Annotated in this window: 22 protein-coding genes; 9 read left to right on the top strand and 13 right to left on the bottom strand. The window is 67.6% G+C overall.

The window, feature by feature from the left end; all coding sequences use genetic code 11:
* Positions 1–144: 144 nt before the first annotated feature.
* Positions 145–1,263: an aminotransferase class V-fold PLP-dependent enzyme gene (locus tag HALXA_RS06925; protein ID WP_013879603.1), complete on the top strand. Its 1,119-nt coding sequence runs from the start codon at positions 145–147 to the stop codon at positions 1,261–1,263.
* 18 nt (positions 1,264–1,281) lie between these two features.
* Here the strand turns inward: HALXA_RS06925 and HALXA_RS22020 are convergent, their stop codons facing one another.
* Positions 1,282–1,446: a hypothetical protein gene (locus tag HALXA_RS22020; RefSeq protein WP_013879604.1), complete on the bottom strand. Its 165-nt coding sequence runs from the start codon at positions 1,444–1,446 to the stop codon at positions 1,282–1,284.
* A 67-nt stretch (positions 1,447–1,513) separates the two neighbouring features.
* On the bottom strand, positions 1,514–2,044 hold the full coding sequence (locus tag HALXA_RS06930; RefSeq protein ID WP_013879605.1) for a hypothetical protein: 531 nt from the start codon (positions 2,042–2,044) through the stop codon (positions 1,514–1,516).
* A 189-nt stretch (positions 2,045–2,233) separates the two neighbouring features.
* On the opposite strand from HALXA_RS06930, the gene uvrA reads away from it, so the two are divergent.
* The 3 genes from uvrA to HALXA_RS06945 all read left to right on the top strand — a co-directional run bounded on the left by uvrA (position 2,234) and on the right by HALXA_RS06945 (position 7,185).
* On the top strand, positions 2,234–5,200 hold the full coding sequence (gene uvrA / locus HALXA_RS06935; RefSeq protein ID WP_013879606.1) for an excinuclease ABC subunit UvrA: 2,967 nt from the start codon (positions 2,234–2,236) through the stop codon (positions 5,198–5,200).
* Between the two features lie 104 nt (positions 5,201–5,304).
* The gene (locus HALXA_RS06940; protein ID WP_013879607.1) at positions 5,305–6,087 is read left to right on the top strand and encodes a class I SAM-dependent methyltransferase; all 783 of its coding nucleotides are present in this window, start codon (positions 5,305–5,307) and stop codon (positions 6,085–6,087) included.
* A gap of 60 nt (positions 6,088–6,147) precedes the next feature.
* Positions 6,148–7,185 (top strand): WD40/YVTN/BNR-like repeat-containing protein, encoded by a 1,038-nt coding sequence (locus HALXA_RS06945; RefSeq protein ID WP_013879608.1) that lies wholly within the window; start codon positions 6,148–6,150, stop codon positions 7,183–7,185.
* A 36-nt stretch (positions 7,186–7,221) separates the two neighbouring features.
* Here the strand turns inward: HALXA_RS06945 and HALXA_RS06950 are convergent, their stop codons facing one another.
* Both HALXA_RS06950 and HALXA_RS06955 read right to left on the bottom strand, forming a co-directional pair.
* Positions 7,222–7,755 carry a hypothetical protein gene (locus tag HALXA_RS06950; protein WP_013879609.1) on the bottom strand — a complete coding sequence of 178 codons (534 nt, stop codon included), beginning with the start codon at positions 7,753–7,755 and terminating at the stop codon, positions 7,222–7,224.
* Positions 7,756–7,886: 131 nt separating this feature from the next.
* Positions 7,887–8,195, bottom strand: coding sequence for a hypothetical protein (locus HALXA_RS06955; protein WP_013879610.1), 309 nt, complete (start codon positions 8,193–8,195; stop codon positions 7,887–7,889).
* Between the two features lie 234 nt (positions 8,196–8,429).
* On the opposite strand from HALXA_RS06955, the gene HALXA_RS06960 reads away from it, so the two are divergent.
* The 3 genes from HALXA_RS06960 to HALXA_RS06970 all read left to right on the top strand — a co-directional run bounded on the left by HALXA_RS06960 (position 8,430) and on the right by HALXA_RS06970 (position 10,625).
* A complete protein-coding gene (locus HALXA_RS06960) occupies positions 8,430–8,744 on the top strand; it encodes a 30S ribosomal protein S24e (RefSeq protein ID WP_013879611.1) in 315 nt (104 codons plus the stop codon).
* Position 8,745: 1 nt separating this feature from the next.
* Positions 8,746–8,880 carry a 30S ribosomal protein S27ae gene (locus HALXA_RS06965; protein WP_013879612.1) on the top strand — a complete coding sequence of 45 codons (135 nt, stop codon included), beginning with the start codon at positions 8,746–8,748 and terminating at the stop codon, positions 8,878–8,880.
* A gap of 98 nt (positions 8,881–8,978) precedes the next feature.
* Entirely contained in the window at positions 8,979–10,625 is a 1,647-nt protein-coding gene (locus HALXA_RS06970) for a bifunctional N(6)-L-threonylcarbamoyladenine synthase/serine/threonine protein kinase (protein ID WP_013879613.1), read from the top strand.
* A 7-nt stretch (positions 10,626–10,632) separates the two neighbouring features.
* On the opposite strand, the gene HALXA_RS06975 is transcribed toward HALXA_RS06970, so the two are convergent.
* Complete coding sequence (locus HALXA_RS06975) at positions 10,633–11,343, bottom strand: YqjF family protein (protein WP_013879614.1); 711 nt, start codon at positions 11,341–11,343, stop codon at positions 10,633–10,635.
* Between the two features lie 153 nt (positions 11,344–11,496).
* Between HALXA_RS06975 and HALXA_RS06980 the strand changes: the two genes are divergently transcribed.
* The gene (locus HALXA_RS06980) at positions 11,497–11,775 is read left to right on the top strand and encodes a DUF5808 domain-containing protein (RefSeq protein WP_013879615.1); all 279 of its coding nucleotides are present in this window, start codon (positions 11,497–11,499) and stop codon (positions 11,773–11,775) included.
* 1 nt (position 11,776) lies between these two features.
* Here the strand turns inward: HALXA_RS06980 and HALXA_RS06985 are convergent, their stop codons facing one another.
* Positions 11,777–12,859, bottom strand: a complete 1,083-nt coding sequence (locus HALXA_RS06985; RefSeq protein ID WP_013879616.1) for a Gfo/Idh/MocA family protein — start codon at positions 12,857–12,859, stop codon at positions 11,777–11,779.
* Between the two features lie 141 nt (positions 12,860–13,000).
* Between HALXA_RS06985 and HALXA_RS06990 the strand changes: the two genes are divergently transcribed.
* Positions 13,001–13,549: an XTP/dITP diphosphatase gene (locus HALXA_RS06990; protein WP_013879617.1), complete on the top strand. Its 549-nt coding sequence runs from the start codon at positions 13,001–13,003 to the stop codon at positions 13,547–13,549.
* Between the two features lie 57 nt (positions 13,550–13,606).
* Here the strand turns inward: HALXA_RS06990 and HALXA_RS06995 are convergent, their stop codons facing one another.
* From HALXA_RS06995 to thiD, 7 genes are all read right to left on the bottom strand, one after another.
* Entirely contained in the window at positions 13,607–14,119 is a 513-nt protein-coding gene (locus HALXA_RS06995) for a DUF7384 family protein (RefSeq protein ID WP_083822863.1), read from the bottom strand.
* A gap of 225 nt (positions 14,120–14,344) precedes the next feature.
* Positions 14,345–15,619, bottom strand: coding sequence for an ABC transporter substrate-binding protein (locus HALXA_RS07000; protein WP_013879619.1), 1,275 nt, complete (start codon positions 15,617–15,619; stop codon positions 14,345–14,347).
* Between the two features lie 186 nt (positions 15,620–15,805).
* Positions 15,806–18,484 carry a DNA mismatch repair protein MutS gene (mutS, locus tag HALXA_RS07005; RefSeq protein WP_013879620.1) on the bottom strand — a complete coding sequence of 893 codons (2,679 nt, stop codon included), beginning with the start codon at positions 18,482–18,484 and terminating at the stop codon, positions 15,806–15,808.
* Between the two features lie 87 nt (positions 18,485–18,571).
* Positions 18,572–20,071 (bottom strand): globin-coupled sensor protein, encoded by a 1,500-nt coding sequence (locus HALXA_RS07010; RefSeq protein WP_013879621.1) that lies wholly within the window; start codon positions 20,069–20,071, stop codon positions 18,572–18,574.
* 256 nt (positions 20,072–20,327) lie between these two features.
* Positions 20,328–20,654: a tRNA-binding protein gene (locus HALXA_RS07015; protein WP_013879622.1), complete on the bottom strand. Its 327-nt coding sequence runs from the start codon at positions 20,652–20,654 to the stop codon at positions 20,328–20,330.
* An 81-nt stretch (positions 20,655–20,735) separates the two neighbouring features.
* Positions 20,736–21,719 carry an LLM class flavin-dependent oxidoreductase gene (locus HALXA_RS07020; protein WP_013879623.1) on the bottom strand — a complete coding sequence of 328 codons (984 nt, stop codon included), beginning with the start codon at positions 21,717–21,719 and terminating at the stop codon, positions 20,736–20,738.
* Entirely contained in the window at positions 21,716–23,107 is a 1,392-nt protein-coding gene (thiD, locus tag HALXA_RS07025; RefSeq protein WP_013879624.1) for a bifunctional hydroxymethylpyrimidine kinase/phosphomethylpyrimidine kinase, read from the bottom strand. The genes HALXA_RS07020 and thiD overlap by 4 nt, the downstream gene beginning before the upstream one ends.
* Between the last annotated feature and the right edge of the window lie 83 nt (positions 23,108–23,190).

Here is a 23,190-nt window from a genome sequence, read left to right on the forward strand (position 1 = left end):
TGGCTCCGTTCCCCGTTTTTGTCCCTCGGTCCGCGGTCGCGACCGTCAGGTACCGTCAGTCATCGATTCCCGAGTCAGTCACCGGCCTGCACCGTCGACCGAACGCCGCCAGAACGAACACGCTCGAGCGCGAACCACGGACTAATGGATCCGACGGCACTCCGCGAGACGATTCCCGGCCTCGAGAGCGACGTCTACTGCAACTGGGGCGCGAGCGGGCCGAGTCCCCGCCGCGTCGTCGAGGCGGCCGAATCGGCCCTCGAGCACCACGAGTACGCGGCCCCCGGCGACGAGGGGATGTACCCCGCGGCGCTCGACGCCTACGACGAGGCGCGGGCGGCCGTCGCCGACCTGCTGGGTGCCACTCCCGACGAAATCGCCCTCACCGAGAGTACGACCGACGGCATCAACCGCATCGCCGGTGCGGTCTCGCTCGAGTGGGACGAGGACGACGCCGTCGTCCGAACCGACCTCGAGCACGCCGCGGGCGTCCTGCCCTGGCAGCGCCTCGAGCGCCAGCGCGGGATCGACGTGCGCGTCCTGGAGACCGAACGGGGACGTCTCGATCTCGAGGACGTGAAAGCCGCCGCGGCCGACGCCTCGCTGTTCTGCGTGAGTTCGCTGACCTGGACGCACGGCACTCGGTTACCGGTTAGCGAGATCGTCGACATCGCACACGACGCGGGCGCACTGGTGCTGGTCGACGCCGTGCAGGCGCCCGGTCAGGGCCCGGTCGACGTCACCGAGTGGGACGCCGACTTCGTCGTCGGGGCGGGCCACAAGTGGCTGCTCGCCCCGTTCGGTTCCGGCTTCTGCTACGTCGACGAGGACGTTGCCGCGGATCTCGTCCCGCCCGCGATCGGCTACCGGAGCGTCAAGGATCCCGACGCTACCGAGTACCAGTACGCGGCCGGCGCGCGGCGGTTCGAGGTCGCCACCGCGAGTCCCGTTCCCCACGCCGGCCTGGTCGAGGCGATCGACTGCCTCGAGGAGATCGGCCTCGAGACGGTTCGGGATCGGATCGAGCGGCTCACGGACCGCCTGAAGGCGGGGATCTCGGACGAGCGGTTACTGAGTCCGCGCGAGTTCGAATCGGGGCTGGTGACGATCGACGTCGACGATCCCGAGGCGACCGTCGAGCGACTCGCCGCACACGACATCACTATCCGCTCGCTGCCGTACCCGGACGCAATCCGGATCTCCGTCCACGCTGTCAACACGCCGGCGGACGTGGACGCGGCGCTCGAGGCGCTGTCGCTGTAGGGAACTCGAGGTGAGCGTTCACGATGGATGCTGGTGGCGCAACTTCTCGGCGATCTGCCCCGGAACCTCGGTCCCACAGTCCTTGCACTTCCAGGTCGGATAGACGCCGCCGCCTTCCTTGACGATATCCTGGCGAAACTCGAGGGTCGCGCCGCAGAGGCAGCTATGGGTGGTCTGGGACATACGTGCGCACTACCGGCCGAACGTACAAAACGTCTCCTCCGACCCCGCAGCGGTGAATCGAGGCCCGTTACTCCGGTTCGACTTCGGTAGGCTCCGAATCGTCCGATTCCGTGGCGTCGGCTGCCGCTTCGGCCAGCGTCTGGCGCTCGTCGAAGTACGCCGGCGCGTCGCGATCGAGTTCGAACTCGACGACGCGGGTCATCGCCGCCCGGCCGTCCTCGGCGTCCGACTGCAGTTCCTCGGCGAGCTCGGTGTAGTCCGCGGCCAGTTCCTGAAACGCCTGCATCCGTGCCTGTTTGGCCTCGACGATCGTCTGTTTTTCCTCTAAGTCCGCCGCCATCTCCTCGACGTCCTCGACGTCAACGTCGTCCGCGCCCGGATCGGCTGTCGAGGTTGGAGTCGCCGTTCCCTTCGTATTCGCGCCCTGTTGCTCCTCGAGTCGCGAGCGGATGTCCGCGACCGTCTCTTCGATCTCGTCCAAGAGTTCGTCCGCTTCCTTGCCCATGGTTTCGACCTGCCCGGAGAGGAGCCCCGCCTGGGTCCGGCAGTACTCGACGAATTCGCCGACCGACAGGTCGGGCTCGGTGTCGTCACTCATGACCGACCGTTCGTGCTTCCGGCCGAAGTCACTTTGGGCACCCCGTCCTGCGGCTTTGTGACTAGTGCTAACGAACACCTCGCCATTCGGGTTTCAGACCCGTTAAGTTCCTCGGGCCACTGATACACCTACAATGAATCGGGTATCGAGTCGCGCGACCAGCTACTCACGACCTATCGCAAGCGAGACATGAGCAAGGACTACATCGAAGTCCGCGGTGCGGAGGAACACAACCTCAAGGACCTCGACGTGGAGATCCCCCGCGAGGAGTTTACCGTCGTCACCGGCCTGTCGGGCTCGGGTAAGTCCTCGCTCGCGTTCGAGACGATCTACGCCGAGGGCCAGCGCCGATACATCGAGAGCCTCTCGGCCTACGCCCGGAACTTCTTAGGCCAGATGGACAAGCCCCAGGTCGAGACCGTCGAAGGGCTCTCCCCGGCGATCTCGATCGACCAGAAGAACGCCGCGAACAATCCGCGATCGACCGTCGGGACCGTCACCGAACTGCACGACTACCTGCGGCTGCTCTACGCCCGCGTCGGCACGCCCCACTGTCCCGAGTGCGGCCGCGAAGTCGGCGAACAGAGCGCCCAGAACATGGTCGAGCGCATCCTCGAGCTGCCCGAGGGGACGAAGGCCAAGCTCGCGGCGCCGGTCGTCCGCGACCAGAAGGGCGCTTTCGAGGATCTCTTCGAGGAGTTAGTGTCCGAAGGGTACGCCCGCGTCGAGATCGACGGTGAGGAACACGACCTCACGCTCGACGATCCCGATCTGGACGAGAACTTCGACCACACGATCGACGTCATCGTCGACCGCGTGAAGGTCTCCGCGGAGGACCGTCCGCGCATCATCGACAGCGTCGAAACCGCGCTCGCCGAGGCGGAGGGCGTCCTGAAGGTCATCCTCCCGGACCCGCCGGAGGAGGCCGCCGAAGACCTCGGCGAGGAAGCCCGTCGGACCGGCGCGCTGGGCGACGAGGGCGACGACGATGACGACCGGTTCGTCGTCGAGTTCTCGAAGGACCTCGCGTGTACCCACTGCGGCATCGACGTTCCCGAGATCGAGACCCGCTCGTTCTCCTTTAACTCCCCCCACGGCGCCTGTCCCGAGTGTGAGGGACTGGGCGAGACCAAGGAAGTCGACGAGGATCTCGTCGTGCAGGACCCCTCGAAGCCGCTCAAGCACGTCTTCGAAGCCTGGAGCTACAACCGCTCGTACTACCAGACGCGCCTCGACGCCGTCGCCGAGCACTTCGACGTCTCGCTGTCGACGCCGTTCGAGGAACTGGACGAGGATATCCGGCGACAGTTCCTGTACGGCACCGACGAGGAGGTGCTGTTCAAGCGCCACACGAAAAACGGAACGCGACGGAAGCGCAAGCGCTTCGAGGGCGTCATTCCGAACCTCGAGCGCCGCTACCTCGAGACCGACTCGGACTCGACCCGCGAGCACATCGAGGACTACATGTCGGTCACGGAGTGTCCGGCCTGCGACGGCACCCGCCTCAAGCCCGCCAGCCGCGCGGTGCTGGTCGACGGGACCTCGATCACGGAGATCAACGGGATGAGCATCGGCGACGCCCTGGAGCACTTCGAGTCGCTCGAGGCGGACCTCACCGAGCGCGAGAAGGTCATCGCCGAGGAGATCCTTAAGGAAATCCGCGCGCGACTCGGCTTCATGGTCGAGGTCGGTCTCGAGTACCTGACCCTCGACCGCGAGGCCTCGACGCTGTCGGGCGGCGAGAGCCAGCGCATCCGACTGGCCACGCAGATTGGCTCCGGCCTCGTGGGCGTGCTGTACGTCCTCGACGAGCCCTCGATCGGGCTCCACCAGCGCGATAACGACCGGTTGCTCGACACGCTCGAGGAACTGCGCGACCTCGGCAACACCCTGCTGGTCGTCGAACACGACGAGGAGACGATGCGCCGCGCGGACCAGGTCGTCGACATGGGCCCCGGCCCCGGCAAGCGCGGCGGCGAGGTCGTCGTCAACGGCCCGGTCGAGGAAGTCAAGCAGTGTGAGGACTCCGTGACGGGCGACTACCTCTCCGGACGCAAGCAGATCCCCGTGCCCGAGGAGCGCCGCGACCCCGACGGCGCGATGACGATCCTCGGCGCGCGCCAGCACAACCTCAAGGAGCTGGACGTCGACATCCCGCTTGGCTGCTTTACGGCCATTACGGGCGTCTCGGGTTCCGGGAAGTCCACCCTCATGCACGAGGTCCTCTACAAGGGGCTGGCCCGCCAGATGAACGACAACACGAGCGTCATCCCGGGCGACTACGACGACCTCGAGGGCCTCGAGGAGATCGAGACGGTCCGCCTGATCGACCAGTCGCCGATCGGCCGCACGCCGCGCTCCAATCCCGCAACGTACACCGGCGTCTTCGACCACATCCGCGAGCTGTTCGCCTCGACGAAGCTCTCGAAACAGCGCGGCTACGAGAAGGGCCGGTTCTCCTTCAACGTCAAGGGCGGCCGCTGCGAGGAGTGTGGCGGGCAGGGCACGGTGAAGATCGAGATGAATTTCCTCTCGGACGTGTACGTCCCCTGCGAAGAGTGCGACGGCGCCCGCTACAACGACGCCACCCTCGACGTCACCTACAAGGGCAAGACCATCGCGGACGTCCTCGAGATGTCGGTCGAGGAGGCCTACGAGTTCTTCGAGTCCTCGAGCCAGATCCGCCGGCGCCTCAAACTCCTGAAGGACGTCGGGCTGGACTACATGAAGCTCGGCCAGCCCTCGACGACGCTCTCCGGTGGGGAGGCACAGCGCATCAAGCTCGCCGAAGAACTGGGCAAGAAGGATTCGGGCGAGACGCTCTATCTGCTCGACGAGCCCACGACCGGGCTCCACAGCGAGGACGAACGCAAACTCATCGACGTGCTCCACCGGCTGACCGATAACGGCAACACCGTCGTCGTCATCGAGCACGAACTCGACCTCGTGAAGAACGCCGACCACATCATCGACCTCGGCCCCGAGGGCGGCGAGAACGGCGGGCAGGTCGTCGCGACGGGTACCCCCGAGGAGGTCGCGCGACTCGACGAATCCCACACCGGCCGCTACCTGCGGGACCTGCTCCCGAAGGTCGACATCGAAGGTCCGCGCGGCGAGCGCGTCGAGCCGGTGTCGGCGCCGATGGACGACGACTGAGCCGGTTACTGGCGTTTTCCTTTCTTACTCTCACTCTCACTCTCGAACTCGGAAGATGTTGTTATCGTAACAACTACTCTTGGAACCGCCGCCGAACGGCGCGTATGGACGGCGATTCCGATTCGATCGAACACCACTACGACGCCGTTGCCGACATCTGGGCGGAGTTCACCCAACAGCCCACGAAGAAACACCTCCTCTGGCCAACGATCAGATCGCTCCTGCCGCCGGTCGACGGACTGCGCGTCCTCGACGCCGGCTGCGGCGACGGCCACTACGCGGCGCGGCTCGCCGACCGCGGCGCGGACGTGCTCGGGATCGACGCGAGTCAGGAGATGATTCGAACCGCCGAGGAGCGACACGGCGATCGGGTCGACTTTCGCCGCGCTCGCGTGGACGAACCGCTCGAGTTCCTCGAGGACGACTCGTTCGACCTCGTGTGCTGCCAGCACGTGTTTTCGCACCTGCCGTCGCTCGAGACGCCCGTCGAGGAGTTCGCTCGCGTTCTTCGACCCGGGGGCTCGGTCGTCCTTTCGACGCACCACCCGTTCCACGACTTTCAGGTGGTCCGAGACGAGGCGTACCCCGATGCGTACGCGGCGCTCGAGGATCTGAACCCGGTCGTCGAGCCGTCGTCGCCGCGGACAAACTACCACGAGACGGAGCGGTTCAAGATCCACTGGACCGGCGAAGAGAGTTCGAACCCCGGCGTCTACTACCGGCGTTCGTTGACCGAGTTGCTCCGACCCCTGCTCGAGACGGGGTTCGACCTGCGCGCGCTCGAGGAGCCAGCCCCGAACGAGGCGTTCGAGCGGGAGTTTCCGGACGCGGCGACGGAATTGGAGCGTCGCGTTCCCCGGTCGATCTGTCTTCGCGCGCAGCGCTAGTCGAGCGGCGGAGGCCGTTGCTACCCCATTTCGTTTGTACGAGTAGGTTCTATACCCGCTATGGCCACAGCGTACGTCGCGCTCCGCGATCGGCTGCTCGTCTGTCGCGGCTCGGGACCGACGGCCGACGACTGGACGACCGCGACGCGCCTCGAGGGGCACTCCCTCGAGTGCGTCGCGGCTTCGACCGATGCGCCCGAGCGCGTTTTCGTCGGGACCTTCGAGGACGGCCTCCACCGCTCGAGCGACGGCGGCGAGACGTTCGCGCCCCTCGAGACGGACTTCGTCAGCCAGGCCGTCACGTCGCTGGCGATCAGCCCGCACGATCCCGACGTGGTCTACGCCGGGACCGAACCGAGCCGCGTCTACCGCAGCGCGAACGGCGGCGACTCCTGGACGCTCCTCGAGGGGCTGACCGACCTCCCCTCCGAGCCGGAGTGGTACTTCCCGCCGCGTCCGCACACCCATCACACCCGCTGGCTCGAGGTGGATCCGTTCGATCCCGAGCGGCTCTACGTGGGCATCGAGGCGGGCGCGTTCGTCTACAGCCCCGACGGCGGCGAGACGTGGCACGAACGCCCCGACGGCTCGCGCCGGGACAACCACAGCTTGGCAACCCACCCGGATCGCGAGGGACGAATCTACTCGGCGGCCGGCGACGGCTACGCCGAGAGCGACGACGGCGGCGAATCCTGGCGGCGGCCGCAGGACGGGCTCGAGCACACCTACTGCTGGAGCGTCGTCCCCCATCCCGCCGATCCGGACCGGGTGCTCGTCTCGAGTGCGAGCGGCGCCTCGGCGGCCCACACGGCCGAACGGGCCGAATCGTACGTGTACCGGCGGACGGCCGGCGAGGGATGGCACCGCCTCGACGACCGCGGGATTCCGATGGGCGAGGGCGTCGTCCGGACCGTCTTCGACGACCCTGCATTGAACGCATCCGAGGCGGTCGCCGCCGACGGCGTCGTCTACGGCGTGAACAATCAGGGACTGTTCGTCACCACGAACTTCGGCGATCGGTGGCGACCCGTCGGGATCGACTGGGACGACGCGCTCAAGGCGCAGGCGCCGCGCGGGCTCGTCGTCGTGGAAGAATAGGACCGCGAGCGGCCGTGCTGTGCGGGCAGTTGCGGCTCAGTTGTGGGTCGGCGTCCGGTCGGCGAGTCGACGCGGGACCGCGCCGTTGATCGTCCCGAAGGTCGCGCCGACGAGCAAGCCGTAGACGAGGTGGCCGACTGCGAAGACGGCCGCCCCGAGCAACTCCGCTGCCAGCCCCGGCAGCGGCAGGAACGGCAGCGGCAGCGTCGCCACCCCCGCCTGGGCCACCGCGGCCGGGAGGATGAGGCCGCCTACGAGGAGGCCGAGCGCCGTCCCGAAGGCGACGGCGGCGCCGGCGTACTCGTCGAACGACCCGACGAACTGCCGAACCGCGGGCCGCGAGACGACGACGGCGAACGCGATCCCGAAGCCCATGCTCACCGCGAGGTGGACGATCCACCCCGCGGCGATCGTCGACGATCCGAGCAGCGCGCCGAGGACCTCGAACACGTCCGGTCCGAGCAGGAGCACGAGCCCCATGCCGACGCCGCCCACGAGCCCCGCCAGCAGCCCGCCGATTACGATCTCGATGCCGGTGAGCGTCCGTTCATGCTTGTGTCTCTCTGCCATAGTTAGTGTTGGAAGCTCAAGGGGAATAACTCTAATTTCAGGCGCGGAGACGGTTAACTAATTTCGGTTTCAGTTCGTCTCGAGCGGCGCTGCGCGACGCGGGCGGGGAGCGCCGGCCGCGAGCCGGGTCGTCAGAGCATCGCCTCGAGCGCGCTCTGGCCGATCGAGACGGCGAACCAGAGGACGATCGCGACGACGGCGAGCACGAACAGCACTGCTGTCTGTTTCACCCCGCCCAGCTCGTCCCACCGGGAGGCGCCGAGCGCGTTCGTGAGCGGCGGTTCGAACGCCGCGCCGAGAAATCCGATTCCGAAGAGCGTTGCCAACGCGGCGAGTCGAGTCATGAGCCCGAGGTTCGGCTGCCCCAGCGCCGAGCCGACGACCACGAGTCCGATGCCGATTCCGAGTCGCTCCGCGACGGAAATATCTTCGACGTCCATACCTCCGGCTCGTTCATGTCTGTGATAAAATACTCGTTACAAAAACTAATAATCGGAATGACGATATCGGACGCGATCGGCTCGAACGCCGATCGCGGGCTTTGGGAACCGACGACGGCGGCGACCGCGCGGCGATCGCGACCGGTCAAGCCCGGAGCGAACCCGAGACGCCGGTGGCGGGTTCGAAATCCTTTTAGGCGCTACACGGGGATAGTAGTGTAACTGAGTGATATCATGGACGTCGACATCGTTTCCGAAGAGGACAACCCCATGTTGCACCGTACCGACGTGACCTTCGAGCTGACCCACGAGGACGCCACCCCCGAGCGCCTGCAGGTTCGGGACAGCCTCGCGGCGAAGCTGAACAAGGACGCCGACGAGGTCGTCATCCGCAACCTCAACACGAAGTTCGGCATGCGAAAGACCGTCGGCGAAGCCAAGGTCTACGAATCCGCGGACTTCGCCCGCGAAGTCGAGCAGGACCACATGCTCGAGCGCAACAAGATCGGCGTCGAGGAAGAGGCGGACGCTGAAGCGGAGGAAGCATAACATGGCACGCCACGAACTCTACAACGACGACGGCAGCACCGACCGCGAGCAGTGCCCCCGATGCGGCGACTCCTTCCTCGCCGACCACGGCGACCGCAAGCACTGCGGCAAGTGCAGCTACACCGAGTGGGAGTAACGCGTTCCAGCCGATTCCTGCCGGCCGCTCGCGTCTCGAGCGCTCGAGTACCGCAGTGCTGAGACCGGACCGAGAGCAGGAGTAGCGTACCCAGACACGTGAGTTCTGATACCCGCATTCTCGGAATCGAGGGCACCGCCTGGGCGGCCAGCGCGGCGGTATTCGATTCCGCGACCGACGACGTCTTTATCGAGAGCGACGCCTACCAGCCCGACAGCGGCGGCATCCACCCGCGCGAGGCCGCCGAACACATGCACGAGGCGATCCCGCAGGTGGTCGAACGAGCCCTCGAGCACGCCCGCGAGACCTCCGACGGCCCCGCGGACGAACCGCCCGTGGACGCCGTCGCCTTCTCCCGCGGACCGGGGCTCGGTCCCTGCCTGCGGACCGTCGGCACGGCCGCGCGCGCGCTAAGTCAGAGCCTCGAGGTCCCCCTCGTGGGCGTGAACCACATGGTCGCCCACCTCGAGATCGGGCGCCACACCGCCGACTTCGACTCGCCGGTCTGTCTCAACGCAAGCGGGGCGAACGCGCACCTGCTCGCGTATCGGAACGGTCGGTACCGCGTGCTCGGCGAGACGATGGACACCGGCGTCGGCAACGCGATCGACAAGTTCACGCGCCACGTCGGCTGGTCCCACCCCGGCGGCCCGAAGGTCGAGGAGGCTGCGAAGGAGGGCGAGTACGTCGACCTTCCCTACGTCGTCAAGGGGATGGACTTCTCGTTCTCGGGGATCATGAGCGCCGCGAAGCAGCGCTACGACGACGGGGTTCCCGTCGAAGATATCTGCTACTCGCTGCAGGAGAACGTCTTCGGCATGCTGACCGAGGTGGCCGAGCGCGCGCTCTCGCTGACCGGCAGCGACGAACTCGTGCTCGGCGGCGGCGTCGGCCAGAACGCTCGCCTGCGCGAGATGCTCGTGGAGATGTGCGACCAGCGCGGCGCCGAGTTTCACGCGCCCGAACCGCGCTTTCTGCGGGACAACGCCGGCATGATCGCCGTCCTCGGGGCAAAGATGTACGACGCCGGCGACACGCTCGCGCTCGAGGAGTCCCGCGTCAACCCCGATTTCCGACCGGATCAGGTGCCGGTGACGTGGCGCGCGGACGAGCCCGAATTAGCCGCCGGCCGCGGCGCTGAAGGCGAGCAGCAGGTCCGGGGCGCCGAAGCCCTCGTCGACCTCTCTCCCGACGCCGGCCGCGTGACCAAACGCCGCGAGGCGAAAACCTACCGTCACCCCGAACTCGACGACCGACTCCGCCGCGAGCGAACGACCCTCGAGGCGCGACTCACGAGCCTCGCGCGCCGCGAGGGCGTGCCGACGCCGGTGCTCTCGGACGTCGATCCCCGCGAGGCGCGCCTGGAACTCGAGTACGTCGGCGAGTGCGATCTCCGCGAGTCCCTGACGGCCGAGCGGGTCCGCGACGTCGGACGGCACCTCGCACGATTACACAATGCCGGGTTCGTCCACGGGGATCCGACGACGCGGAACGTCCGCACCAGCGACCGCCGCACCTCCCTCATCGACTTCGGCCTCGGCTACCACACCGACCACGTCGAGGACTACGCGATGGACGTCCACGTCTTCGACCAGAGCCTCGTCGGCACCGCCGACGACCCCGAGCCGCTGCGCGAGGCGGTGCTCGAGGGCTACCGCGAGGTCGGCGACGAGCGAGTCTTGGAGCGCCTCGAGGATGTCGAGGGCCGTGGTCGATACGTCGAGGACAGCGCAGACGACGCCTAATTCCTGCTCAGTTCGCGTCGCAGCGCTGACTCGTCGCCGCGACGACGTCGAGGCCCGGACTGTAGTAGCGCACCGGCTCCGTCGACGGCCGCTCGAACGCGTTCGCCGCCAGCAGCGTGTTCCGCTCGACGGTCGCCGTCGCCGGGTACAGCGTCCACGGCGGGTGGTCGACGTCCGTGTAGCGCAGCGAGCCGTCCGGCGCCTCGGTGTAGAACCGGTAGCGCTCGACGAGGAACTCGGCTAGCGGGTCCTCGGGCGCCGCGAACGGGTCGCCGGTCGCCCGGTACGTGGCTTCGTACGCGCCGGGCCGCGATCCGGGGTGGCGGCGCCGGCTCTCGAACCGGATGCCGCCGTCGTCGCTCCGCTCGAGCGAGATCCGCGCGTAGTAGTACGGCAGGTGGTGGAACCAGCGCGCGCCGAGCACGCTCGCGATGCCGTCCGCGTCGAGGCTGAAGAAGTAGACCGCCGGCTCGCCGTCGCTGCCGTCGCGGGTGACGTACGTCCGCACGTTGATCTCGGGGAGTCGGATGCCGGCGCGCGCCGGAACGCCGCGCGGGCGAACGGCGACGTTGGTAAACGGGATCACCGAGAGCCAGCCGCTCCCGTCGTGCGTATCCACGGCTAACTCGTCGGGAAGGTGGGGCTCGAGCGCCTCGGCGTCGACCGGCCAGTTCTCGAACAGCAGGTGGCGCCAGCCCATCTCGAGCGGAAGGACCATAGGAACTGGTTAGTACGCCGACGGGAAGCGTGTTTCTATCTTGGTAGTGCCCGTTCGTGCACCGATCTCGAGGCGCCGGAAGGCTGGCGGCTCGCTTTCGCTTGCCGAGACGAGCACGCAATACTCTTGACAGGGGAGAACGTATCACCGCGCATGGCAGACAAACCGAGCTCCGGAGAGATTCTCGGGGTACCGTACAACTTCGACCGGCCGAGCATCAGTCGCATGCTCTCGGCGTACTGGCAGCCCGGCGAAGGGATGCTCGTCGAGAAGCCGTTCGGCGTCGGCTACACCCTGAACCTGGCCAACTGGCGCTCCTGGATCGTCGTCGCCGTCGCCGGTGCGCTCCTCTGGCAGCAGGAACAGAGCGCGGCGAGCGCCGACGAGGACCGCGAGGACGAGCCGGTCGAAGTCATCGTCGACGACGAATAGATCAGTCGGCGGTAACTGACACCGACGTTCCCTTCTCCGCTGACCGATAGATCGCGTCGATTACGCGCTGGACCATCAGCGCCTGGTCGACCGTATTGATCGCGGGCGCCTCGCCCGCCGCGACGGCCTCGAGGAACCGCTCGTCGCTGCCCTCCCAGCCGGTGTGGTCGAGCGCGCCCTCGGTGAGCGTCGCGTCCATGTTGTGGTCGGTCCCTTGCGTGCCGCTCCGGAACAGCGTCAGCGCCTCGCCGCCGAGTTCGAGTTCGGCGCCGGCCTCCGTCCCCCGCACAATGAAATCGTTCGTCTCGGCCTGGTTGGCGGCCCAGGTCACCTCGAGCGAAATCGTCTTGTCGTCCGCACAGCGGATCATCGCCGTCGCGGAGTCCTCGACGTCGAAGACGGCCTCCTCGGTCGCCTCGTACCAGTCGCCGGGGTCGACGTAGTCGTCGCGGTCGCCGAACTCGGTCCGCGTGACGGCGAAGACCTCCTCGACGGACGGGTACTCCATCAGGTAGAGCGCGAAGTCGATCGCGTGGACGCCGATATCGACGACGGCGCCGCCGCCGGAGAGTTCCTCGTTGGTGAACCACGAGCCGACGCCCGGGATGCCCCGGCGGCGGACGTAGTTCGCGTCGACGTGGGTAATCTCGCCGAAGTGGCCCTCCGCCTGGTACTCTTTGAACACCTCGGCGGCGGTCGAGACGCGGTTGTGGAAGTTGACCGTGCAGAAGCCGTCGGACTCGGCCGCGGCCGACGCGATCCGCTCGGCGCTCTCGAGATCGTTCGCGAGGGGCTTCTCGCAGAGGACGTCGTAGCCGCGCTCTAAGGCGGCAACGACGGCCGGTTCGTGGAAGGCGTTGGGCGTCGAGACGGCGACGGCGTCGAGGTCTTCGGCCTCGTACATCGCCTCGAACTCCTCGTAGGTCGTCGCGCCGTACGCCTGCGCGAACTCCTCGCGCGTTTCGGCGACGACGTCCGCGCCGGCGACGACGTCGTGGCCGAACTCCTCGGCGTTGGTTGCGTGGGTCTGTCCCATGAAGCCGAGTCCGACGACGCCGAGTCGGACGGGTGGTGACGAACTCATCGGTAGTTGTGACAGTGATTGTCACTCTCGGGGACCGAAAGCGTTCGCGTTGCGGAGAACGTTCGAACCGACACGCAGAGTCGCGCCCAGCCGGCAACCGACGGCTATATTCCCCCGGAGCACCCCGCCTCGCACGAACACATGCTCGTTCGGTTCGTCACCGGCAACGAAGGCAAGGCCCGCGAGGCCCGGGAGTACCTCGAGGGGATCACCGCCGTCAACCAGGTCGAGTACGACTACACCGAAGTTCAGAGCGACTCGCTTTCCGAGATCGCCGCCCGCGGCGCGCGCGAGGCCTACGAGGAACTGGGCGGCACGGAACCCGTCGTCGTCGACGACACCGGCCTCTTCGTCGACGCGCTCGAGGGGTTCCCGGGGCCGTACTCGGCCTACGTCGAGGACACCGTCGGCGTCGAGCGCCTCTGGAACCTCGTCAGCGAGGAGGAGAACCGCCGGGCGCAGTTCCGGACGGTCGTCGCCTTCGCGGACGGCGAGCGGACGGAGACCTTCGAGGGATCGGTGCGCGGGACGATCGTCGCGCCGCGCGGCGAGGGCGGGTTCGGCTACGATCCGATCTTCGAGTACGACGGGCGGACGTTCGCCGAGATGAGCGCCGAGGAGAAGAACGCGATTTCCCACCGCGGCCGCGCGCTCGAGGCGTTTTCGGCGTGGCTGGCGGAGTATCACTGACGCTTCGTCGGACTGCCCGCCGCCGTTTCTCCTGCTCTTTCTCTCCCGCCCCTCGATTCAACTACGCGGATCCCGATCCGGCCCCGGATACTCGCCGCCCTCGACGGCCTCGTAGAGGCTCTCGGGATCGAACAGCTGTGCGAACGCGTCCGGCGGACGGACGCTCACCGAGAGGTGAGGCTGCATCGAGAGGCCCGCTTTCGCTGACCCTAACCCCTCGTCGTAAGACAACAGATGCGCCGCGTTCCCCCGGTACGCGGACGCAAGTGCGGGGTGGTCCTCCGGCGGGTGATCGACCGCCACTCGTTCGGCCTCGAGACGCGCCCGGTGATCGGCCGCGAGGTCGGCGTCGGCGAGTTCGGTCACCAGCCGCTCGGTCCGCTCGAGGAGGTGGTCGCTGGCGACGAGGTCGACCCACGAGTGACGGCGAACGTGATCCAGCGCCGCGCGGGCGTCGCCGTCGACGAACGGGTCCGCCGCGAGTACGGCGGCGGCGGCGACGACGCGGGCGGGGTTCGGCCGATCGGATCCGGATTCGCCGTCAGGCCGGTTATCGTCGGCCTCCTCGATTTCGGTTTCGGTTCCGTCAGCGCCCGTCTCAGCCACCGACTCGTCCAGGTTGTCGTCCACCGCTCGAATCCGCTCGAGATCGACCCCGTAGCTCGCACCGCGGTCGAAGAGGTCGTCCCAGCTCGTGGCTGTCATCGACGGCTGTTGGAGCGGCACGCAGAAAAGCGGGCGTGTCTCGCTTCCGGTGCGGTTCGGCGGTCGAACTTGCGCGGCAGCGAGGGCGGCCTATGCGGTGAATGCACTCAGGAGGGACGGCGCGTGGTCGTCGGGGTCGAAGTTGCCGAGGTAGGCGTCGATCGCGTCCTCTACTTCCCCTCGAATCGCCGGCGGAACGGCGGCGCCGTGGGCGATCGACGGCGGCTGCGCGTCGGAGTCGCGGAAGTCTCCGATCTGCTGCTGGAGGAACGGCGGGAACTGGCTCTCGTCGATGTCGACCCGCGGCGGGATCGACCCCTTCAGCGGGTTGAACCGCTCCTGGGCGTCCGTCGAGCCGACGTAGCTGAGGAACGTTTTGGTGTCCTCGGGCGTCGGGTTGTCCGCCGGGTAGGTAAACGAGTCCATGTTGAGCGCGTACAGCCCCTCGGTGCCCGGGAACGGAACGTGATCCCAGTCGTCTCCGTAGTCGAACCCGTCCCTGTTCCGGTAGGTGCCGGCGGCCCAGTCGCCCTGGTGGATGAAGGCCGCGTCGCCGTCGATGACGCGCTCGTTCGCTTCCGTGAAGGACGTCGAGAAGTGATCGTCCGGGAAGAACTCGACGTACTCGGCCAGGAGCGCGAGGGAGTCGCGAACCGCGTCCACGTCGTCGAACTCGCCGTTGATGAGGTCGTCGTAGGCGTCGGCACCGGCCTGCGCGAGGAAGATCGTCTCCCAGAGCTGGAAGACGGTAAACAGTTCGCCCGTCCCGTTGACGAACGGCGTCGCGTCGGTGTTTTCCTCGACCGTCTGGAAGGCGTCGACGAGCGCCTCGGGACCGTCGATCGATTCGGGGTCGACGCCCGCCTCCTCGACGACCGAGACGTTGTAGAACAGGTTGTTGATCCGGTGGATGTTCAGCGGCACCGCGACGTAGGTCCCGTCCGGCCGAGCCGCCTCCTGTGGCCCCTCGAGGTAGTTCTCCTTCATATCGTCGTCCCAGACGTCGCCCTCGATGTCGCCGAGGTTGTCGCCGAACTGCAGGAGGTTGGCGCCGGGCCACTCCTGCCAGGTACTCGGCGGGTCGCCGTCCCGGAGCCGCCTCGAGACGACCGTCTCGAGGTTGTCGCGGGCGCCACCCTGGACGTCCTCCACGCCGAAGTCGATGTCGGGGTAGTTCTCCTCGAATCCTTCGACGAGCGCCTGGATGGCCTCCTGTCCGTCGCCTTCGGCCCACCCGTGAAGCACGTCGAACTCCTGTTCTTCCGACAACTGATCGAGACAGCCGGCCGTGGCGGCCACTCCCGCCGCACCCGCCGCCTTCAAGAAGGACCGTCGTGGTCGGCCCCCGCGAGTGTTCCGTCCCATGATTAAATAGTAACTACCACCTGCGTTATCATGCAGCCGTCTTAAATGCTCTGGCACTGCGATTCGCGCCGAACGGTGATCGGTATCGCTGTCGGTAATCGGCCTGCGCCGCCGTCGCGTCGTCTCGGCTGCTTCAGGCCGCCGTCCACCTGCACCCTCGAGAACCTCGAGCGCGGCGCGCTCAGATCAGTCCTCGAGGCGCTCCTGTAACTCCTGGACTTTCGAAACCAGTTCGATCGGCGGCGTCGTGTTCACGTCGATCGACTCGAGGTCCTCGAGGACGTCCTTGGCTTCGGGCTCGACCGTTTCGCCGGCGTCCGGTTCGGACCCGGAGTCGTCCGCCGGCGAGCCACCGTCCGCGCTCGCGGATCCCCGGAACTGGCCGCTCGAGAGGTCGAACACCGTCTGGACGGGTTCGCTCGAGCCGCCGCCCTTGGCTTCGATGGCCTTCTCCTCGCGCAGGCGCTCGAGGACCGTCCGCGACCGGTCGACGACCGGATCGGGAACGCCGGCCAGACCGGCGACGTGGATCCCGTAGGAGCGATCCGTGGGGCCGTCGCGAACGGTACGGAGGAACGTCACGTCGCCGTCGCTCTCGTCGGCGGCGACGTGGACGTTGGCGACGCGGGGGAGTTCCTCAGCTAACCCCGTCAGTTCGTGGTAGTGGGTCGCGAAGAGCGTCTTGGCCTGCACCTCGTTGTGGAGGTACTCGGTGGCCGCCCAGGCGATCGAGATGCCGTCGTAGGTCGCCGTCCCGCGACCGACCTCGTCCAGAATAACGAGGGAGTCCTCGGTCGCGGTGTGCAGGATGTTCGAGAGTTCGCTCATCTCGACCATGAACGTCGACCGACCCTGCGCGAGTTCGTCCAGCGCGCCGACGCGGGTGAAGATGCCGTCGACGAGGCCGATCTCGGCGTCCTTGGCCGGGACGAAGCTCCCGATTTGGGCCAGCAGGACGATGCAGGCGACCTGCCGCATGTACGTCGACTTGCCGGACATGTTGGGCCCGGTCACGACCAGGAAGCCCCGATCTTCGTCCATCTCGACGTCGTTCGGGACGAATTCGGTGGTCTGCTCGACGACCGGATGTCGCCCCTGATCGATCGCGAGGCGGTCGCCTCGGTGCAGATTCGGCTGCACCCAGCGGTTCTCCGCCGCGTGGGTCGCCAGACTCGCCAGCGCGTCGACGGTCGCCAGCGCCCGGCCCACGTCCTGCAGGAGTTCGGCCCGCTCGGCGACCTCCTCGCGAAGCTCCTCGAACAGTTCGTACTCGAGATCGCCGCGCTGTTCCTCCAGCCGGAGAATCTCGCGCTCCTTCTCCTCGAGTTCGTCGGTCGTGAACCGCTTGGAGTTCTTGAGCGTCTTGATCTCCTCGTAGTGGTCGGGGACGCCGTCCGCGGCCGATTTGCCGACCTGGATGTAGTAGCCGTCGGTCTTGTTCCGGTCGACGGTCACGTGCGACAAGTTGTACTGACGCTTCTCGCGCTCGGCGAGGGTGTCGAGCCACTCCCGAACCTCTTCGTGGCGCTCGATCACCTCGTCGAGTTCGGGATCGTAGCCCCGCGTGAGGAGGCCGCCCTGCGTGACGGTCGACGGCGGGTCCTCGGCGAGCGCTTCCGCGAGGGTCTCCCGGAGGTCCGCCGCGGCCTCGCGATCCGGTCGGTCGACGATCTCGGCGAGCGGCGACTCGGCTAGATCGGGGTTCGACTGGATGATCTCCGCGAGGGTCGGGAGCACGGCGAGCGTGTCCCGGACCGAGAGCAGGTCGCGGGCGTCCGCGCTGCCGTGGGTCGCCTTCGAGGCCAGCCGCGCCAGGTCGTACGCCTCGCCGAGTTCGTCCCGCAGTTCGTCGCGCGCCAGCGCCGCCGTCGAGAGGGCGGCGACGCTCTCCTGGCGCTGCTCGAGCGTCTCGAGCGAGCGTCGGGGTCGCTGGAGCCACTCCTTGAGGAGGCGCCCACCGGCGCTGGTTTCGGTGTGGTCGATCGTCCGGAACAGCGACCCCTCGCGCTCGCCCTGCATCGTCTCGGTGAGCTCGAGGTTGCGCTGGGTGGTCGCGTCCAGGGTGACGTGGTCGTCGCCGTGGTGGGCCTGGATGCGGGTCATCGACGCGAGCACGCCCGCGCCGGTCTCCTCGACGTAGTCCAAGATCGCCCCGGCGGCGGCGACGGTCGGCTCGCCGACCGACAGCCGCTCGACGGTCTCCGTCCCGAACTGCTCGCGAACCGCGTGGTCCGCGCGCTTGGGCGCGAACGCCTCCGTCTCGTGGAGTGTCAACGTCGCGCCGATACGCTCGCGAACCGCGTTCAGCAGGTCGTCGTCGGTCCGTGCGTCCGGTCCCGGAAGCACCTCGACGGGGTCGAAGCGGTACAGCTCCGTGAGGGCATCGTCGCTATCGTCCGCCTCGGCGACGAGGAAGCGACCGGTCGTGACGTCCGCGAACGCGAGGCCGTAGTCGGCGTCGGCGCCGCTCGAGCCTGCGCCAGACCTCGAGCCGTCGACCACCGCCGCGAGGTACTGCGCGTCGGCGTCGGTCGTCTCGAGCAGGGTCCCCGGCGTCACCACGCGAACGATTTCCCGCGCGTGGCCGGAGTCGGTTTCGTACTGGTCGGCGACCGCGACCCGGTAGCCGCGCTCGACCAGGGCCTTGAGGTAGGGCGTCAGATCGTCGACCGGCACGCCGGCCATCGGGTACGACGAGCCGTGCGACGATTTCTTGGAAACCTTGAGATCGAGTTCGTCGGCGACGATCTCGGCGTCCTCGTCGAAGAACTCGTAGAAGTCGCCACACTGCATCGCCAGCAGCTCCGCGTCGGTGTTCTCCTTGAGCGAGAGGAATTCCCCGACGATACCCGTCGCCTCTGTCATATACGCTCGAGTGTGTTCCGACGGGTAAAGTGCTGCGGGTTTCGTCGATTCCGGTTCGCCGGTCTCGAGGACCGAACCCGTCTGGTCTCAGACGTCTCCGTTCTCCTGGACGTCCGCGAGTCGATCGACCATTTCCGTCACGACCTGCACCTGCCGTTCGACGTCTTCGCTCACCTCGGCCAGCGACTCGACCTCGGCCGCGACCTGATCGGCGTTCTCCATCACCTCGTCGGCCATGCCGGCGATCTCCTCGGTGCTCGCGGCTTGGTCGTCCGTCGCGGTCGCGACCTCGTCGACGCCGGAGGCCGCCTCGCTGACGGCGGTCTCGATCTCCCCGAGGTTCTCGACGGTGTCTTCGACCAGCTCGACGCCGTCGTCGATCTCCGCATTGGCGTCCTCGAGGCTCTCGACGGTCTCCTGTGTATCCTCCTGGATCTGGTTGACCATCCGCTCGATGGTGGCCGCTTCCTCCTGCGATTCCTCGGCTAGATTCTTGACCTCGTCCGCGACGACGGCGAACCCGTCGCCGGCTTCGCCGGCAGTTGCGGCCTCGATCGAGGCGTTCAGCGCGAGCAGGTTGGTCTGGTCGGCGATGTCGTTGATGACGTCGACGATCTCGTCGATGCGCTGGACGCCCTCGCGGAGGTCCTCGACGTCTTCGGTGACCTCGCCGGCTGCGTCCTGGACGCCTTCCATCTTGTCGATCGCCCGTTCGGCGGTGTCGGTCGTTTCGCCAGCGATCTCCTCCGCGCGCTCGGCGGTCGCGCTGACCTCCTCCGTGTTCGAGGCGATCTCCTCGACGGTCGCACTCAGGTTCGACATCTCGCTGGCGATTTCTGCCGTCGACGACGACTGCTCCGTCGCGACGTCGTCGATCGTCTCCGTGCCGTCGCCGATCCGCTCCGCGTAGTCCTCGAGTTCCTCGACGGTGTCCTCGAGATCCGCACGGACCGATTCGCGTCGCTGGGTCATCGAGGCGAGTTGCTCCATGAAGTCGTCGACCTTCGAGCCGATGACGAACTGCTGGTCCAGCACAGCCAGCCGAAGCGTCGAGAGGGTTCGCTCGACGGTTTCGTCGACGGCGTCCTCGACGGCCGCCGCGGCGTCTGGTTCGTCCCCGGTCGCTTCTGCACCCGGGTCCGGCGCGTACTCCGCCGTCACCTCGTCGGCGATCTCCTCGAGCAGCTGCTCGTAGTACACCATGTACGAGCCGACGTACTCGTTGAGCCCCGGTTCGACGAACAGATCCGCGGGCGAGAACTCCGCCCGGCGCTCGAAAAAGGCGGGTCCGTAGTCGCCCTCCCCGAACGCCTCGAGGTACTGTCGGTGTTCCCGCTTGAACTCGGCCTCGCTGAGCGCCGACGCGGCGAACGCCTCGTCGAGCTTCCGGCGGGACCGGACGTTCTCGTAGTACTCGTCCGCGAGGTCGTCGCTGACCCGTTCGAAGAGGTGGGCCTGCGACTCGAGGCGACGTTCGTCCTCGGGACCGAAGCCGACGAACTCCTTGACTCGATCGACGCTCGCCCGGTCGAACGACGTGCGCTGTGGCGCGCCGGCGTCGCCCATCGCCTGCCCTTGCTGTGACATGGTCCAGAGAGGGGACCTCGATGCCATAAGTATTCTTGCCGGAGAATTATCTGTTATCGGATCTATAGTTAGAAACGGGACGAACGCGGAACGAGGACGTGAGAAACGGCTAACAGATCTCCTCGCGTTCGCCGGATATATCGAATAGTGATCAAGAGTCTCTCCCGCTAACTGGCGTCTGACGTCTGGCGACTCGTCGACTCGAGCAAGCGTAACGCGTCGGCGGGTCGGCGACCCGCGGGCGGGCCGCGACAGGTTAAAACAGTAGCCCGCCGAGCGGCACGTCCTGTTCCGGTTCGACGAGGACGGGGAACTCCTCCTCGTCCGGCACGCCGACCGTCAGTGCCTCGGATTTGAAGCCGGCGATCCGGACCGAGCCGAGGTTCGTCGCACACAGAACCTGCCGCCCCTCGAGTTCCTCGGGGTCGTAGTGGTGGTCCAGTTGCGCGGCGGACTGGACCTCGCCGTGCTCGCCGAGGTCGATCCACAGCTTGGTCATCTTCGGCTTGTTCGCCTCCTCGAACGATTCCGCCTCGAGCACCTCGCCGACGCGGATTTCGACGTCGAACGGACTGTCGACCATGGCAGGTCGTGACGTGGATGTACTCCCGAATAAGGGATTGGATTCCGGCATCCGTTCGGGAGCCCGAGGCCGGGCTGCCCGTTACCCGAGTCCCAGTTCCGCCGCAAGCAGCGCCAGACTGTCGTCCTTGGGATCGGCCGCATCGGGAACGACGAGCATGACCTCTTCGATGCCGGCGTCGGCGTACGCGGCCAGCGACTCGCGTACCGCCGCCGGCGTGCCGGTCGGTGCCGTCTCGAGGTAGCCCGCGAGGAAGAACTCGCGCGGTTCCGCGGGCTCGTCCAGCAGGAACTCGGTGCGGAACTGCTCGCGCTTCTTCTCCGCCTCGTCTGTCGTCTCGCCGACGAAGGCGAACAGTTCGGCGGACTTCGCGATTTCGTCGTACCGCTCGTCGCTCGCGCAGTGCTCTCGCAGGACCTCGAGCTTTCCTTCGAACCCCTCCGGCTCGAGGGTGCCGTAGTTCCAGCCGTCGGCCAACTCGGCGGCGTAGGGGAGGGTAACGTCCTCGCCGCCACCGCCGATCCAGATCGGCGGGTGGGGCTCCTGCACGGGCTGGGGCTCGCAAAAGGCCTCCTCGAGATCGACATCGAGATACTCGCCCTCGTGGCTGTAGGTGTCGTTCGTCCACAGGCCCTGCAGGATTTCGATCGTCTCGCCGAGCCGGTGGATCCGCTCGGCCGGCGGCTCGCGGAACTCGTAGCCGAACCGATCGTACTCGTCGGCGTACCAGCCCGCGCCGAGGCCGACCTCGAGTCGGCCCTCGCTGATCCGGTCGACCGTCGCGGCCATCTTCGCCAGCACGGCGGGATGGCGGTAGGATTGGCAGGTGACGAGCGTCCCGAGGCGAATCTCGTCGGTAGTCTCGGCGACGGCGCTGAGCGTCGTCCAGCACTCGTGGGTCGCCCGCCGCTGGTCCCCGATCCACGACTGGAAGTGGTCCTCGAGCCACACCGAGCGGTAGCCGAGCCGCTCGGCTTCGCGGACGGTCTCGCGGACGGTCGCGACGTCCGTTCCGTACTGGGGGAGCACGAGGCCGACGTCCAACTCGAGGGTGCTCGCGCTCATGGCTCGTCACCCGTCGCTCCGGTTCCAGCTTCTTCGACTGCGGTGTGCAGCGCCAGCGTGCGCTCGACGAGCGTCCTCAGATCCGCGGCGACGAGCGTCACCATCGCCTCCTTGCCGACGGCACCGCGGTCGATCACGCCGGCCGTCGGCTCGTCGCGGTCCTCGAAGGCCCGCTGTGCGCCCCACTGCATTGTGCGTCCCTCGATTCCCGCGATTTCGGTCGGCTCCTCCGAGCGATCGTACTCGGCGACGGCCCACTCGAGGTCCTCGAGCGCCGCCTCGACGTCCTCGTCGAACCGGCAGTTGACGGCGAACCGGAGCCCGGGGAAGAACTCCCGAGCCGCCAGCAGGAACCAGGCGACGTGGCTCGAGGCACCGAAGCGGACCCCGCGGTTGGGATGGACGCCCGACAGCGTGCGGGTTATCCGCCCCTCGACGGCTGCCGTCTCGTCGACGGCCTCGGCGTAGGGGGTCGCGCCGACGACGTTCATCCCCACCTCGGGGACCAGCGCGGCGACGTCGGCCTCGACGAACTCCTCGACGACGGCTTCGACCTCCTCGGCGGTGGCCTCGCGGGCGGCCTCGTTGCGAAGCGGCGCCATGTGGTTGACCGCGCCGTGGCCCTCGCCGACGTCGTAGTAGTACCGCACCGCCCGCGCGAGGAAGTCCGTCGCGCCGCCGACGGCGTCCGAGAGCGGCTGGCCGTTGGCGAGTCGGGAGGCGATAGCGGCCGCCAGCGCGCAGCCGGAGCCGTGGGTCGCGTCGGTGCCGATCCGCGGGTGCTCGAACGCCCGCACTTCGTCGGCGGTGACGAGCACGTCCTGAACTCGTTCGCCGGGGACGTGCCCACCCTTTACGAGGACGGCGTCGACGCCCGTCTTGAGGATTTCCCGGCCGGCCTCGCGGGCGCTTTCCTCGTCGACGACCTCGACCCCGGTCAGCACCTCGGCCTCGTCGGCGTTGGGCGTCGCGACGGTCGCCGCCGACAGCAGGTCCTCGTAGGCGCGCTCGGCTTCGGGCTCGAGCAGCCGGTCCCCGGAGGTCGCGACCATGACGGGGTCGACGACGAGCGGGAAGTCGAACTCGCTGGCCTTCTCGGCGACGAGTTCGACGATCTCGGTCGTCGCGAGCATGCCCGTCTTCGCCGCGGCGACGTCGAAGTCGCCGGTGACGGCGTCGATCTGGGCCTCGATCTCCTCGAGCGGCAAGACGTGCGAGGACTCGACGCCGCGGGTGTGCTGGGCGGTGACGGCCGTGATCGCCGACGTCCCGAAGACGCCGTGGGCGGCCATCGTCGCGAGGTCGGCCTGGATGCCGGCGCCGCCGCCGGAGTCGCTGCCCGCGATCGTCAGTGCGACGGGACGCGTATCGGGTGCTGGCGTTCTCATAGCCGGTAGTATTTCTCGGTTATACAAATCGATGGTGGTGTGGTCGGCGGACGGTTCCGGACGCTCGCACTCGAGCGCTGCGT

Origin of the sequence: Halopiger xanaduensis SH-6, from assembly GCF_000217715.1 — an archaeon.
GTDB classification, from domain to species: Archaea; Halobacteriota; Halobacteria; order Halobacteriales; family Natrialbaceae; genus Halopiger; species Halopiger xanaduensis.

Bases quoted from the DNA above. Each gene is read 5' to 3' on its own strand.
- HALXA_RS06950 (WP_013879609.1), bottom strand. From the start codon at position 7,755: ATGGCAGAGAGACACAAGCATGAACGGACGCTCACCGGCATCGAGATC.
- HALXA_RS07010 (WP_013879621.1), bottom strand. From the start codon at position 20,071: ATGTCACAGCAAGGGCAGGCGATGGGCGACGCCGGCGCGCCACAGCGC.
- mutS (WP_013879620.1), bottom strand. From the start codon at position 18,484: ATGACAGAGGCGACGGGTATCGTCGGGGAATTCCTCTCGCTCAAGGAG.
- HALXA_RS22020 (WP_013879604.1), bottom strand. From the start codon at position 1,446: ATGTCCCAGACCACCCATAGCTGCCTCTGCGGCGCGACCCTCGAGTTT.
- HALXA_RS06985 (WP_013879616.1), bottom strand. From the start codon at position 12,859: ATGAGTTCGTCACCACCCGTCCGACTCGGCGTCGTCGGACTCGGCTTC.
- HALXA_RS06980 (WP_013879615.1), top strand. From the start codon at position 11,497: ATGGCAGACAAACCGAGCTCCGGAGAGATTCTCGGGGTACCGTACAAC.
- HALXA_RS07015 (WP_013879622.1), bottom strand. From the start codon at position 20,654: ATGGTCGACAGTCCGTTCGACGTCGAAATCCGCGTCGGCGAGGTGCTC.
- uvrA (WP_013879606.1), top strand. From the start codon at position 2,234: ATGAGCAAGGACTACATCGAAGTCCGCGGTGCGGAGGAACACAACCTC.
- HALXA_RS06990 (WP_013879617.1), top strand. From the start codon at position 13,001: ATGCTCGTTCGGTTCGTCACCGGCAACGAAGGCAAGGCCCGCGAGGCC.
- thiD (WP_013879624.1), bottom strand. From the start codon at position 23,107: ATGAGAACGCCAGCACCCGATACGCGTCCCGTCGCACTGACGATCGCG.
- HALXA_RS06960 (WP_013879611.1), top strand. From the start codon at position 8,430: ATGGACGTCGACATCGTTTCCGAAGAGGACAACCCCATGTTGCACCGT.
- HALXA_RS06925 (WP_013879603.1), top strand. From the start codon at position 145: ATGGATCCGACGGCACTCCGCGAGACGATTCCCGGCCTCGAGAGCGAC.
- HALXA_RS06940 (WP_013879607.1), top strand. From the start codon at position 5,305: ATGGACGGCGATTCCGATTCGATCGAACACCACTACGACGCCGTTGCC.
- HALXA_RS06955 (WP_013879610.1), bottom strand. From the start codon at position 8,195: ATGGACGTCGAAGATATTTCCGTCGCGGAGCGACTCGGAATCGGCATC.
- HALXA_RS06965 (WP_013879612.1), top strand. From the start codon at position 8,746: ATGGCACGCCACGAACTCTACAACGACGACGGCAGCACCGACCGCGAG.
- HALXA_RS06945 (WP_013879608.1), top strand. From the start codon at position 6,148: ATGGCCACAGCGTACGTCGCGCTCCGCGATCGGCTGCTCGTCTGTCGC.
- HALXA_RS07000 (WP_013879619.1), bottom strand. From the start codon at position 15,619: ATGGGACGGAACACTCGCGGGGGCCGACCACGACGGTCCTTCTTGAAG.
- HALXA_RS06930 (WP_013879605.1), bottom strand. From the start codon at position 2,044: ATGAGTGACGACACCGAGCCCGACCTGTCGGTCGGCGAATTCGTCGAG.
- HALXA_RS06975 (WP_013879614.1), bottom strand. From the start codon at position 11,343: ATGGTCCTTCCGCTCGAGATGGGCTGGCGCCACCTGCTGTTCGAGAAC.
- HALXA_RS07020 (WP_013879623.1), bottom strand. From the start codon at position 21,719: ATGAGCGCGAGCACCCTCGAGTTGGACGTCGGCCTCGTGCTCCCCCAG.